Below are 12,931 nucleotides of genomic sequence, written 5' to 3' on the forward strand. Positions count from 1 at the left end.
ATGAGTATATTAGTTATTATAACAATAAAAGGATAAGATTGAACTTAAATGGAATGAGCCCGGTTGAATACCGGGCACAAGTCTTAAATAATTAATAAGTTTGTCCAACTTTTTGGGGGCAGTCCACAATTGGGGGCTTTGTTTTTTACGGAAATTTATTCTCTTAAATATTTTAACTATTAAATTAGTTTGTTTATCATTGCACGCTTTTACTTGCCAATCAGGTAAAATACACTGAAAATAAAAACAATTCTAACAAACAGTTCTCAAAAAACAAATGAAAAAATTAGTACTATCTTTATTAACAGTTGCAGCCTTAAGTACTGCAGCATTAGCTCAAAACAATAAGTTGGTTAAATTTGGTGTAAAAGCAGGTTTGGCATTTCCAAATATGACTTTCTCGGCTGGTAATGCATCATTTAGTTATGGCACAAAAACCTCTTACTACGTTGGTGGGACAGTAGAATTCGAATTATCTGATCTGGTGTCAATTCAACCAGGATTAACCTTTATCAATAAAGGCACAAAAATTAACAGCAGCAGTTTTGGATTTGACAATGATGACTTTCTGACTGATATTAATGCCACGTTAAATTTCAAATATCTTGAATTACCTGTTAATGCCCTTGTGAATTTCAAAGTGGCTAATTCGGGGAAATTATTTGTAGGCGCAGGTCCTTACTTCGCTTATGCTTTGAGCGGTAATGTTAAAATGGGTTCAATGAAAGAAAAAATCGAATTCAAAGATTCAGGTTTTAACCGTAGCGATTTCGGATTGAATTTTTTAGCTGGTTTTCAGTTGAATAATGGTTTAAACATCCACGCTGGTTATGGCTTGGGTTTAAGTAATATGGCTAACGACGAAGAAGCACAAGATTTTGATGCATCAATTAAGCATAAAGTATTTACAGTTGGATTAGGTTTTTCTTTCTAAAATTGTAATCAAAACCTGAGGCCTCTGATGAAAATCAGGGGCTTTTTTGTGTAAACACTTTTGGCAGCCTGATTATTTGCCATTAATATCATAATAAACTGTTAACCATCGGCCATTTTACCATTAACCCGGCTAAGCTAACGAAAAAATATTTCTTAACTTCGGCATTTTAATTTAACTATGTACGCAGTTTTTAAACGCGAGTTATTCAGTTTCTTAAGTTCGATGGTTGCTTATATTACCATTGCTATTTTTCTATTGGTTTCTGGTCTGTTGCTTTGGTTTTTCCCCGATACATCGATCCTTGATTATGGTTATGCCGAACTTGATGGTTTTTTCAGTTTAGTACCTTATCTTTTCATGTTTCTTATTCCTGCCGTTACCATGCGCTCCTTTGCCGAAGAAAGGAGAGAGGGAACCTTCGAGCTTTTAATTACCAGGCCCATCCAAATCTGGCAGATAACAGTGGCAAAATACCTGGCGAGCCTGGTTTTGGTATTATTTGCCTTAATACCGACCTTAATTTATTACTATAGCATTTCTAAACTGGGTTTTCCTGAAGGAAATATCGATTCAGGATCGGTTATTGGCTCTTATATCGGTTTGTTTTTGCTGGGGGCCGCTTTTACTTCCATCGGCATATTTTCTTCAGCGTTGACCAAAAACCAGGTGATCGCCTTTGTTATCTGTGCTGCTTTATGTGCGTTTTCCTTTTTGGGTTTCGATTATACCAGTCAGATTGCTGCCCTTCAGCCTGTTGAAAGTGTAATAGCCAACCTGGGTATCAATCAGCATTACACCGCCATTAGCCGTGGCGTTTTAGATACGAGGGATTTGATTTACTTCATTACGTTTTCTGTTCTGTTTTTGCTGATTACCAAATTAATCGTAGGAGGGAAAAGATAATGAAGCCAAATAATAAATGGATTACATTTGTTGTAGTAATCGCCGTATTGATATTGATAAATATTCTTGGTGCTCATATTTTTCACCGGTTTGATTTTACGGCTGATAAGCGCTTTACCCTGAGCGAAAAAACAAAAGCTTTGCTCCAAAAAAATGAAAAACCCATAGTCGTTACTGTATTTTTAAAGGGTGAACTGCCACCTGCTTTTAAACGTTTACAGGCTGCAGCAAGCGATATCTTATCTGATTATAAGGCTTATTCAAAAGCAGATTTCAAGTTGGTTTTTGTTGATCCCTTGGCAGGTTTAAATACGAAGGAACAGGATACGGTAATCTACAACCTTGCTCAAAATGGCATTGAGGCTACCCGGACAACCCTAAAAACAGAAAGCGGCTCAACAGAGAAACTGGTTGTTCCCATGGCGATGATAGAAAGTAATGGCAAGCAAATGCCTGTTAAACTGCTTCAAAATTTCAATGTGGTTGGTGGTTATGAAGAAAATATCAACCGCTCAATCGAAAACCTCGAATATACCTTAACCTCCAGTTTAAAAAAAGTGATCAACGGTTATAATCCGAGGATCGGTTTTACCGAGTCGAACGGGGAACTGTCTGATTTACAGTTGTATGATGCGAGGGTCACATTAGCGAATAATTATGTGGTGGGCAGGGTCGATTTAAACACCATTACCAAAGAAGGACTCGATAAGCTGAACATGCTGGTAATTGCCAAACCTAAAAAACCTTTTACTGAGACAGAGAAATACAAAATCAATTATTTTGTAATGAAAGGCGGAAGGGTGCTCTGGAGCATTGATCAGGTTAATGCAGAGCTGGACAGCTTAAGGGGTAGAGGTGGGCAAATGGCTACAAATAATAACCTTAATCTTGATGATATGCTTTTTATGTATGGCGGAAGGATTAATTACAATATTATTGCCGATCCGGCAAATAGTGCCGAAATTCCGGTTTCAACAGGGGCCGTTGGCGGACAGGGCCAGATGCAATTGCTGCCATGGATTTATTACCCGATTTTACTTCCGGATACCATTCATAGCGTAGTTAAAAATTTGGATGGCATAAAATCTGAATTCCCGAGTACGGTAGATACGATAGGGGTGAAGGGCATAACTAAATCGTATATATTAAGCACTTCTCCTTTTAATAAAGTGTATAATACCCCAAAGCCTTTTAGCTTACAGATGATCGGAGAAAAATTAGATCCAAGGGCATTTCAGAGCGTACCACAAAACGTTGGAATACTATTAGAAGGAAATTTTCCATCGGTATTTGCCGGGCGACCTCTTCCTGCAGGCATTGCAACGCCTTTTACTACGGCATTAACCGGTAAACCCGGTAAAATGATGATCATTGGGGATGGCGATATATTTAAAAATCAGGTTTCTGAAAAAGATGGTTCCCCTTTTCCGTTGGGTTTCGACCGTTATACTCAGCGTGTATTTGGAAATAAGGCCCTTCTGCTAAATGTGGTTGATTATTTTACCGATGAAGATAACCTGATTGCGCTGCGGAACAAAGAAGTAAAGATCAGGTTATTGGATAAAGCCAAAATTAAGCTCGAAAAAACCAAATGGCAGTTTATAAATGTTGTGGCGCCCTTGTTATTGTTAATATTCTTTGCGATTTTTCAACATTATTACCGCAAATACAAGTACGCTAAATAATTTTTATATTTTTGAAGAAGACTAAATAATATCATGAGATTTATTGTATCCACATCAACTCTATTAAAACACTTACAAACCGTTAATGGTGCATCAAGCAGCAGTACGGTTTTACCTATATTAGAAAATTTTCTCTTCGAAATTAAAGATGGAAACTTGACTATCTCTGCTACTGACCTTCAGACCAGTATGACAACTGCTTTGGCCGTAGAATCAAAAGAGGAAGGCAAAGTGGCTGTTCCATCTAAAATTTTATTAGATACACTTAAAACATTGCCAGATCAACCGATCGCATTTAATATCGATGACAGCACTTTTGCGATCGAAATTAGTGCCGGAGATGGTAAATATAAATTAAGTGGCGAAAATGGTGATGATTTTCCGAAGATCCCTGTAGTGGAAAACGCGTCTTCTGTGAACCTGCCTGCATCAGTTTTAACTGAAGCGATTACAAAAACTATTTTTGCGGTAAGTAACGATGAGTTGCGCCCGGCCATGACTGGTGTATTCTGTCAGTTATCTCCTCAGCACATTACCTTTGTTGCTACTGATGCACATAAATTGGTGAGATACCGCCGTACAGATAGTAAGGCAGATAAAGCAACATCATTTATTCTGCCTAAAAAGGCCTTGACGCTTTTAAAGGCTGCTTTACCATCTACAGATATCAACGTATCGGTAGATTATAATGCAACAAGCGCTTTCTTCAAGTTCGAAAACATCAATTTGGTGTGTCGTTTAATAGACGAACGTTATCCAGATTATGAGGCAGTAATTCCGACAAACAATCCTAACAAGCTAATTATAGACAGAGGTTTGTTCTTAAATACACTTCGCAGGGTAGTTATTTTTGCGAATAAAACTACCCATCAGGTAAGGTTAAAAATTAGTGGTAGCGAATTAAATATCTCTTCTGAAGATTTGGATTTTGCAAACGAAGCGCACGAACGTTTAAGCTGCCAATATGATGGCGAAGATCTGGAAATAGGCTTTAATGCACGTTTTCTGATCGAAATGTTAAGTAATTTAAGTGGCGATGAAGTGACCTTAGAACTTTCTACCCCTAACAGGGCGGGTCTTTTAATCCCACAAACCAATGATGAAAATGAGGATGTTTTAATGTTGGTAATGCCTGTGATGTTAAACAACAGTTATTAAAAACCTACCACTATTTAGTTTTTTATAAAAGAATGGCTTGGTTTTTGACCGAGCCATTCTTGTTTACAAACAAAACAATCTTATGAAAATCTATACTAATCTCTCTAAAGTCTCATTTCTGTTTTTTGTGTTGGGTAACCTATGTCTGTTATCCTGTAAAAAGAATAACCCCAACGAAATTGTTAAAGGGGAAGCCAAAATAAAAGTGGTTAACGCATCGCTGGCCAATGTACAGCAGGATGTTTATTTAGATAATGAAAAACTAACCACTTCTACTCTAGCTTTTGGAGAAACCAGCGGATATATAAAAATACCTTCGGGCAATAGAAGTGTTTCTTATATGGGAACAAATAATGCCACTACCGAAGCCTCCTTAAACTTTACACCATCTATAACCTATACTACTTTCTTGGTTACCAATAAAAAAGGCGAATTGGAAATTGTTAGTTATGAGGATAATCTAAGCAATTCAGAATCAACCAAAGCTAAAATTAAACTGATTAGCCTGACCCCTAATTTTACTACTGGAATCAATGTGATGGTAGAAGGCGGTACCCAGTTTGTTAATGGACTAGCTTTTAAAGAAGCGTCTAACTATTTTACAGTAGATACAGGCTTCAATTTAAAATATACTGTAGTAGGTTCCGGTAATGTTAAAACCATCAAAAGTACAGACTTGGAAGGAGGGAAGATATATACCATTTGGTTTAGTGGTACTACTGCTGCAACATTATCCGCAAATATCATTACTGATAATTAATTTCAAAGTTTAATATGCTTTCTGCTATCTTTACGTTTTATTAGCATAGGCGATTTGATATGAAAAATACAGTATTGTTTTCCAGAATATTCTTCCTTTTTGCATGCGTTTTTTTGATCAGTTCCTGTATCAAAAATAATAATTTCATTAAGGGAGATGCGAAAATCCGTTTTTTTCAAGCCGCCTCAACCGATACCACGCAAAATTTTTATTTAAATGGGATACAGATTGGAAATTCAGTAACCTATAATGCAAATACCAGTTATGTGGTTATACCTGGCGATTCTGTTTTTAAAATCACAAGTAGAAATATAGGCACTGGTGTAGATGTTACTACATTGGCAGATCAAAAATTTAAAATTGGTCAAAACTATTCTGTTTTTTATCTTAAGGAAGCAATTGATAAGCAAGCTAAGTTAAAGGTATATCAGGATGATGTAAAACCAGATATTGATTCTGCTAAATTAACTTTTTTGAATCTGGGTTATACACTCGGATCTAAAGTTGTGATTACAGATAGCACAAATACGGCCGCACCAAAAGAATCTTTAATTGGTTACGGTGAGAGTAAAACTTTTAAAGTAAAAGTTAATAAAAATATGAAGTATGCGTTTAAATTGTCTACTCCTACACCAACAAACCCGCCACCTGTAGTAACACGCTTAGATTCTTTAAGTATTAATAATGGAAGAGTTTACCTGATCCTGCTGGATGGTGATAAAAAAGGTGAGCTTAAAAACCGCATCGTACCTTCCAACTAATTATTTATTGCAATTTAAAGCATTTAATCCCTTTACTATTCATACTTTTGCCCAAAATCAGATAAATTGGAATTACTACAGCAGCTTTTAGATTTTATTCTTCACATCGATGTTCATTTAGCAGAGATTGTTAACGAATACCGTACCTGGACCTATCTTATTTTATTCCTGATCATTTTTGCCGAAACTGGTTTTGTGGTTACGCCGTTCCTCCCTGGCGATTCGTTGCTTTTTGCCATGGGGGCTTTAATTGCAGGCGAACATGAGACAGGTTTAAGTATCTGGATTATGCTCCTGATATTAATTGTAGCCGCAATTTTAGGAAATACCGTAAATTATAAACTCGGAAGTGTTTTAGGCGCAGGTGTATTTAAAGAAAATAATAAGATTTTGAAGCTTAAATATTACCACCAATCGCACGAATTTTTTGAGAAACATGGAGGTAAGGCCATTATGTTGAGCCGGTTTTTGCCTATTTTCAGAACCATTGCTCCTTTTGTGGCCGGGATAGCTAAAATGCCTTTTGGCCGTTTTACCTATTATAACATTATTGGTGGTGTAACCTGGATTTTTGCCTTATTAATTGGTGGTTACCTGTTAGGGCAAATTCCTGTAATCAAAAATAACTTCGAACTTGTAATCATCTTTATTGCTGTAGTTACTTTTGTTCCGGCCATTTGGGCGGCTATCAAAAGCCGTTTAAAACCTAAAAAGATTGAAGAAATTATTGAAGGAGAGGATACCAGGTCATAATTATAGTTCCCTCCCAAAAATGGGATTGTTTTGATATTTCATTTCCATCTCTTCAATTTCTTTTTTTTCATCAGGTAATAACGGTGTTCTGATCAGGTTTTTAAGCACCGGCTGACCCGCATCAACCCAGGCAGAGTACCAAAACGAACCTATGGTTAATATAGCGGCACGCATCTGTTTTTCGACCATATTGTTCATCTTATCATGATAGGCTTTCGAATATTCTTTAGAGTATTGTTTGAGCACGGTATTGTTGCGTTCCGAAAAACTGTACTTTTTACGGGAAGGAAATGATGCGTTCAGTTGAGCTTCGAAAGTTAACACGGTATCCACTAAACTATGCGTGTGTTTAACGGTTTTCCAGATCTCTTTTAAAGGGTCATCTATATAATTCGCTTTACCAACAACAAAATTATAATGAATTGAAAACAACTCGGGTAAGCGACTTTCCCAAAAAGCATGGATACCAACCTGATTGGTTAGTTGCCCATTATGGTTGGCGGTAGTGTGTAAAGGAACATGAGCATCGCCAATGTAATGTCCAAGGTCTGCAGAATATTTCAGAATTTTTAATGAATCGTGCGTTTTAAAGGCTTTTACTAGTGAATAATAGCTGCGCTGTACCTGCCAGGGTATAATGCCATCGGTATTTAGCTTTTTTTGCCCGTATTTAGCAAGTGCAACGTCCCATTTTTCGGGAATACTATCAATATTTTTCTCATAGTTCTCCACGTCAAGATAATGCCGGGCTGCTTCGAGCGTGTCAGCATACCTGCGTTTGTCAGCGTCAACTGCATGTTCGGTAATATACTTGATATTCCTTTTATAGAAACCAATCATGGGGGGAGGCAAAGTGAAAACAGCAAGGTTGTTTATCCTTTGATGTGCAAAGAAGCCCCAGGAAGTACAAAGAAAAATAGGGATGATTAACGCGGTTAAAATCGTTAATCTTTTCATATCACCAAGATACGAAAATTTCTTTATAATTCCTGGGGAGAAAGCTTTAAAATTAAGCGTTTTCGAGTGTGGCTATATCAATCTTTACCATCTGCATCACTTTCTCCATCACTCTTTTGGCCCTTTCCGGTTCTGCCATCAATTCTCCCAGGTTGGAAGGTACTATTTGCCATGAAAGACCAAATTTATCCTTTAACCAACCGCAAACGCTTTCCTCTCCGCCATCTTTGGTAAGGGTATTCCAGTAATAATCAATCTCATCCTGGCTATCGCAGTTTACCATAATGGAAATGGCTTCATCAAATTTAAATTTCGGACCGCCATTTAAGCCCATAAATTTGTTTCCGTTTAATTCGAAGGTAACCACCATAGGGGTAACTTGTGTAATTTTTGAATCTTTAAAAACGGAACAATAGTAATTTGCTGCTGCCTCGGCTTGTCCATCAAACCAAAGGCATGTTACAAGTGGTTTTGCCATTTTATATCTGGGTTTTGTTATGGCACAAGTTAGACAAGATTTTTGGGCTGTATAAGGTTTAAAAGTGACGATTTAAGGGGGCAATTTGGACAATCATTTGTTCTTAAACGGCTAAAACTAAGCGCCAAATTGTGACAAATGATGATCCAGGTGTTTATAGAACATATTGTTCCATTCGGTTTTAGCTAATGGGCCAAATGAATGTGATTCTTTACCGTGGAAATAATCTTCACCAAGTTGTTGGGTTTGATTAATGTAATTGATTAAGCGTGTTTTCTCTTTTTCGAAATCCTTTTCGCCTTTCATAATAAACTGTGGTGCAGTCTGGTTATTTTTAGGATAAGGCTTCTCGTTTACTACCTTGCTTTTTACCAGTTTTTTTAAAATAAACTTCGTAATTGGCCCGGGTTTTGGATGAATGTTGTCGTAAACCATTTCGTAAGTTACATTGCAATGTGCCAACATTTGTGCAACATTCATTTTGCCCCAAAGTTGAGTGGTAGCAGGAGTTAGCCTATTAATTCTTTCAATAATTTCGCTGGTTATCGCAGGTTGAAAAATATTCTTCATGGTTTCTTTTATCTGGTGTGTAATTACTTTCCTAAATATAAGAATGTATTTTTATAAGGTTTCGGGAATTTTGAAAATGAACCGAAGAATGCCCTTATCCATGTCGAATTTCTGTTAACTGGTTTGTTTGATTAATTGATTTATATTCAATGGATTATGTTGGTTTTTTGCCAGCCGAAAGAGTAATTGAAATGTAACTAAGATGAGTGCATTTAAGTGTTTTGTAAAGAGAAACAAGACTTAATCTATTTCTTTAATGCTTCTCTCACTTTCGGTGCAATTTTCGTCCCAAAAATCTCTATTGATTTCATCATTGCAGCGTGAGATGGTCCGCCAACATCCATGTGTGCTGAAAAACGCGTTAAACCAAAGGTTTCTTCCATGGCTAATATCTTCTCTACCGATTCGTTCGCATCACCAATAATTAAAGCGCCGCTACTGCTTCTGCCACCATCAAACTGATTTCGTTGATAAGGTGGCCAGCCACGCGATTTACCAACCCTGTTCATCTGGGCAGAATAAAGCGGATAATAATAATCAGCAATTTCGTTACTGTTTTCGCCAAATAAGGAATGCATATGAACGCCAACTTCAAACTTGTTCATATCGTGTCCATAGGCTTGGTAAACTTTTTTGTAATACTCAAAAAGCGGTTTAAATTGTATAGGCTGACCTCCTATAATGGCAAACATTACAGGCAGTCCCAATCTTCCGGCACGTTCTACCGATTCAGGCGTTCCACCAACGGCAACCCATATTTTTAAGTGATCGTTTACAGCTCTCGGTAATATTTCCTGGTTATTCAGTTCGGGTCTGAATTTGCCTTTCCAGCTGATTTTAGGTGATGTATTGATTTTAAGGAGCAAATCTAATTTTTCTTCGTAAAGCTGATCATAATCGCGCAGGTCGTATCCAAATAATGGGAACGATTCGATAAAACTTCCCCGGCCAGCCATTAATTCGGCTCTTCCGTTCGAAATTAAATCTATCGTTGCAAAGTTTTGATACAGTTTAACGGGATCTGATGAACTTAAAACTGAAACGGCGCTGCTTAATTTAATGTTTTTGGTTATTGTAGCTGCAGCGGCCAATATAATCTCAGGACTGGATACGGCATAATCGGGACGGTGGTGTTCGCCGATTCCATAAAAATCTAAACCAACTTCGTCCATTAGTTTTATTTCTTCTATAATTTCCTGAAGTCGTTGTTGTGCGGGCTGGATTTCTCCATTTGCATTGATCTGCAGATCGCCAAACATTCCGATACCTAATTCCATATTGCTAAATAATTTTAACAAAGATAATGGATGAAGGGAAAGCAGATTTTGATGTATGGTAAGAAATTTATGAACCGGAGCGTTTACCCAGTGTTTTTAGAATGGTTTCCAATTCATGATTGGGATAATCGAAGTTTGTGGATTCTATTTTAAATTTTCTGCCATTTTGTAAAATGATGTTGATATAGGAATGTCTTCAGCGGCCAAATGATTAGACTCGATTATAGCGAGCACGGAGTGCAACGAAGTAAAGTGTTAAGCAGGACTATGGGAGCCGATGTGCATGGTTTTTGCTTTCCAAAAAAGTTAGGAATGAAGATCTTAGGCATTTGAACCATATAAGGTATACACGACCATATCAGCTTATGCCTGGAAAGATTCTGAAACAAGTTCAGAATGACGTATCTGTGGAAGCAAGATCAGGGATGAGGCAACTATATTCTGAACGCTGTTAAACTAAAAACTGCCAACTGAAAACTGTTTAAGCACCCTGCAACCTGAGTTTTTTGCACTGACCGAGGTAAACTAAACCTGATTATAGCGAACACGGAGTGCAACGAAGTAAAGCGTTAAGCAGGACTATGGGAACCGATGTGCATGGTCTTTGCTTTTCAAAAAAAGCTAGAAATGCATATCTTAAGCATATTTGAACCATATAAGGTATACACGACCATACCAGCTTATGCCTGGAAAGATTCTGGAACAAGTTCAGAGTGACGTATCTATGGAAGCAAGTTCAGGAAATGATGCAACTGTATTAAATTGGCAACTAAAAACTGAGAACTATTAGTTGCCAACTGAAAACTACTCTATCTTCTTACCTTTCATTGCAGTAGAAATCGCTGCATCCATCACGCGTTCAGCAAAAGGACGGGTAAATTCATTCAGCTCATCTGCTTTCTTTAAAATAGTATCTTTTTCTTGAGTAGCTAAAGCCGTTCTAAGCGCTTCGATGTGTACCTTGGTTTCTGAAATTTCACTCTCTGTTAAATGCTCTGCATGTTTTTCGATAAAACGCTCGGCAGTGTAGAGTAATTGTTCACCCTCGCTTCTTGCTTCAATGAGCATACGTTGTTCCACATCACTTTTGGCGTGTTCTATACTGTCGAGGAGCATTTTCTCTACGGTATCATCGCTTAAACCGTAGCTTGGCGTAATTTCGATCTCTTGTTTAACTCCCGAACGCAATTCTATAGCCTGAACGGTTAAAATTCCATCGGCATTAAGTAAAAAATTGATATCGACCTTTGGTAGTCCGGCAGGCATTGCAGGAATTCCTTTTAAATCGAATTCAGCAAGTTTTCTATTTTCTTTAACCAGGTCGCGTTCACCTTGATAAACAGCGATTTTCATATTTACCTGACCATCAATCGAGGTGGTGTATTGCCGGCCGGCTTTAGTTGGTACTTTGCTGTTGCGTGCAATAATAACATCCATTAAGCCACCCATGGTTTCGATTCCCAAAGAAAGAGGAGTTACGTCTAACAATAAGATATCAGAACGGTTTCCGGCCAAAACATCAGCCTGGATAGCTGCTCCGAGCGCTACCACTTCGTCAGGGTTAATGTTGTCCTGTGGTTTTTTCCCGAAGAAATTTTCTACAGCTTGTTTTACAAATGGAGTGCGGGTAGAGCCCCCAACCAGGATCACCTCATCAATATCGCCGGCTGTTAAATCGGCATCTTTTAAGGCATTTTTGCAGGCTGTAATGGTTTCTTCCACTTTTGCCACGATCAATTGCTCAAAAGTCTGTTTATCGATCGTACACCAGATTTCGCCAACCTGTTCGTTATATAAATTTTGGGTCGATAATGCTTTCTTGGCTGCCTCGGCCTGTAAACGTAAAGTTTGCATCAGGATATTATCCTGTGCAACCACATTTATATCAAGCTTGTTTTTCTCCAGCCAGTAATTTAAAATGGAGCGGTCGAAATCATCGCCACCTAAATAAGTATTGCCATTGGTGGCTAAAACTTCGAAAATGCCATTTTGGATCTGTAAGATGGAAACATCAAAAGTACCTCCACCTAAATCGTAAACTGCAATGGTTTTCTGTTGGGTAGGGTCTAAACCAATTCCATAAGCCAAACTTGCTGCCGTAGGTTCGTTTACAATGCGCAGTACATCTAACCCCGCCAGTTTTCCTGCATCCCGGGTAGCCTGGCGCTGACTGTCGTTGAAATAAGCAGGTACAGTAATTACCGCCCGGTTAACCGGAGTTTTTAAAGCATGTTCGGCCCTTGCTTTAAGTTCTTTTAAAATTTCGGCAGATAATTCTATTGGCGTATAAAAGCGGTTTCCGGCCTGTATTTTTGCCAAAGCATCGCTGTCGTCATCTATAATTTTGTAAGAGAATATGTCTTTATGTTCTGCTACGTCTTTGTAAGAGCGGCCAAGTAATCTTTTTACTGAGAAAATGGTATTGGCAGGATCTGTAGTTAAAAATTCCTTAGCCTCGTTGCCTACCATAGCCTCATTTTGGCTGTTAAAATATACCACAGATGGCACTAAAATTCCTTTACCGGCATCGTTAATTACCTGCGGATTTTTATCTGGATTGATAAATGCCACCAAGCTATTGGTTGTGCCTAAATCTATTCCAACTATAATTTCTTCCTTCTGAAATGAACCTGTAGCAAGGTTGATTGATATTTTTGCCATAGGGGCAAAAATATGCTTTTTAAATAAAGGT

13 protein-coding genes are annotated in these 12,931 nt (G+C 37.8%); 8 read left to right on the forward strand and 5 right to left on the reverse strand.

What is annotated here, in order from left to right; genetic code table 11:
- The 8 genes from ACFSR6_RS01170 to ACFSR6_RS01205 all read left to right on the forward strand — a co-directional run.
- Positions 1 to 95 (forward strand): IS3 family transposase (locus ACFSR6_RS01170; RefSeq protein WP_379073649.1); only part of this gene is annotated, 95 nt, incomplete at its 5' end.
- Positions 96 to 277: 182 nt separating this feature from the next.
- Positions 278 to 934 carry a porin family protein gene (locus tag ACFSR6_RS01175; RefSeq protein WP_379073911.1) on the forward strand — a complete coding sequence of 219 codons (657 nt, stop codon included), beginning with the start codon at positions 278 to 280 and terminating at the stop codon, positions 932 to 934.
- A 180-nt stretch (positions 935 to 1,114) separates the two neighbouring features.
- A complete protein-coding gene (gene gldF / locus ACFSR6_RS01180) occupies positions 1,115 to 1,840 on the forward strand; it encodes a gliding motility-associated ABC transporter permease subunit GldF (RefSeq protein ID WP_379073912.1) in 726 nt (241 codons plus the stop codon).
- Positions 1,840 to 3,525 (forward strand): gliding motility-associated ABC transporter substrate-binding protein GldG, encoded by a 1,686-nt coding sequence (gene gldG, locus ACFSR6_RS01185; protein ID WP_379073913.1) that lies wholly within the window; start codon positions 1,840 to 1,842, stop codon positions 3,523 to 3,525. Before gldF ends, gldG begins: the two co-directional genes overlap by 1 nt.
- Before the next feature lie 33 nt (positions 3,526 to 3,558).
- Positions 3,559 to 4,683 (forward strand): DNA polymerase III subunit beta, encoded by a 1,125-nt coding sequence (gene dnaN, locus ACFSR6_RS01190; protein ID WP_379073915.1) that lies wholly within the window; start codon positions 3,559 to 3,561, stop codon positions 4,681 to 4,683.
- A gap of 82 nt (positions 4,684 to 4,765) precedes the next feature.
- Entirely contained in the window at positions 4,766 to 5,443 is a 678-nt protein-coding gene (locus tag ACFSR6_RS01195; protein WP_379073917.1) for a DUF4397 domain-containing protein, read from the forward strand.
- Positions 5,444 to 5,502: 59 nt separating this feature from the next.
- Complete coding sequence (locus ACFSR6_RS01200; protein WP_379073919.1) at positions 5,503 to 6,204, forward strand: DUF4397 domain-containing protein; 702 nt, start codon at positions 5,503 to 5,505, stop codon at positions 6,202 to 6,204.
- Between the two features lie 66 nt (positions 6,205 to 6,270).
- The gene (locus ACFSR6_RS01205; protein ID WP_379073921.1) at positions 6,271 to 6,957 is read left to right on the forward strand and encodes a DedA family protein; all 687 of its coding nucleotides are present in this window, start codon (positions 6,271 to 6,273) and stop codon (positions 6,955 to 6,957) included.
- Here the strand turns inward: ACFSR6_RS01205 and ACFSR6_RS01210 are convergent, their stop codons facing one another.
- From ACFSR6_RS01210 to dnaK, 5 genes are all read right to left on the reverse strand, one after another.
- Positions 6,958 to 7,914, reverse strand: coding sequence for a zinc dependent phospholipase C family protein (locus ACFSR6_RS01210; protein ID WP_379073923.1), 957 nt, complete (start codon positions 7,912 to 7,914; stop codon positions 6,958 to 6,960).
- 52 nt (positions 7,915 to 7,966) lie between these two features.
- On the reverse strand, positions 7,967 to 8,392 hold the full coding sequence (locus ACFSR6_RS01215; protein WP_379073924.1) for a VOC family protein: 426 nt from the start codon (positions 8,390 to 8,392) through the stop codon (positions 7,967 to 7,969).
- 117 nt (positions 8,393 to 8,509) lie between these two features.
- Positions 8,510 to 8,962 carry a DUF1569 domain-containing protein gene (locus tag ACFSR6_RS01220; protein WP_379073926.1) on the reverse strand — a complete coding sequence of 151 codons (453 nt, stop codon included), beginning with the start codon at positions 8,960 to 8,962 and terminating at the stop codon, positions 8,510 to 8,512.
- 245 nt (positions 8,963 to 9,207) lie between these two features.
- Positions 9,208 to 10,239 (reverse strand): LLM class flavin-dependent oxidoreductase, encoded by a 1,032-nt coding sequence (locus tag ACFSR6_RS01225; RefSeq protein ID WP_379073928.1) that lies wholly within the window; start codon positions 10,237 to 10,239, stop codon positions 9,208 to 9,210.
- 804 nt (positions 10,240 to 11,043) lie between these two features.
- The gene (dnaK, locus tag ACFSR6_RS01230; RefSeq protein WP_379073930.1) at positions 11,044 to 12,900 is read right to left on the reverse strand and encodes a molecular chaperone DnaK; all 1,857 of its coding nucleotides are present in this window, start codon (positions 12,898 to 12,900) and stop codon (positions 11,044 to 11,046) included.
- Positions 12,901 to 12,931: the final 31 nt, after the last annotated feature.

The organism is Pedobacter vanadiisoli (genome assembly GCF_042684385.1).
In the GTDB taxonomy this organism is placed as follows: domain Bacteria; phylum Bacteroidota; class Bacteroidia; order Sphingobacteriales; family Sphingobacteriaceae; genus Pedobacter; species Pedobacter vanadiisoli.

Bases quoted from the DNA above. Each gene is read 5' to 3' on its own strand.
- ACFSR6_RS01175 (WP_379073911.1), top strand. From the start codon at position 278: ATGAAAAAATTAGTACTATCTTTATTAACAGTTGCAGCCTTAAGTACT.
- gldF (WP_379073912.1), top strand. From the start codon at position 1,115: ATGTACGCAGTTTTTAAACGCGAGTTATTCAGTTTCTTAAGTTCGATG.
- gldG (WP_379073913.1), top strand. From the start codon at position 1,840: ATGAAGCCAAATAATAAATGGATTACATTTGTTGTAGTAATCGCCGTA.
- dnaN (WP_379073915.1), top strand. From the start codon at position 3,559: ATGAGATTTATTGTATCCACATCAACTCTATTAAAACACTTACAAACC.
- ACFSR6_RS01195 (WP_379073917.1), top strand. From the start codon at position 4,766: ATGAAAATCTATACTAATCTCTCTAAAGTCTCATTTCTGTTTTTTGTG.
- ACFSR6_RS01200 (WP_379073919.1), top strand. From the start codon at position 5,503: ATGAAAAATACAGTATTGTTTTCCAGAATATTCTTCCTTTTTGCATGC.
- ACFSR6_RS01210 (WP_379073923.1), bottom strand. From the start codon at position 7,914: ATGAAAAGATTAACGATTTTAACCGCGTTAATCATCCCTATTTTTCTT.
- ACFSR6_RS01215 (WP_379073924.1), bottom strand. From the start codon at position 8,392: ATGGCAAAACCACTTGTAACATGCCTTTGGTTTGATGGACAAGCCGAG.
- ACFSR6_RS01220 (WP_379073926.1), bottom strand. From the start codon at position 8,962: ATGAAGAATATTTTTCAACCTGCGATAACCAGCGAAATTATTGAAAGA.
- ACFSR6_RS01225 (WP_379073928.1), bottom strand. From the start codon at position 10,239: ATGGAATTAGGTATCGGAATGTTTGGCGATCTGCAGATCAATGCAAAT.
- dnaK (WP_379073930.1), bottom strand. From the start codon at position 12,900: ATGGCAAAAATATCAATCAACCTTGCTACAGGTTCATTTCAGAAGGAA.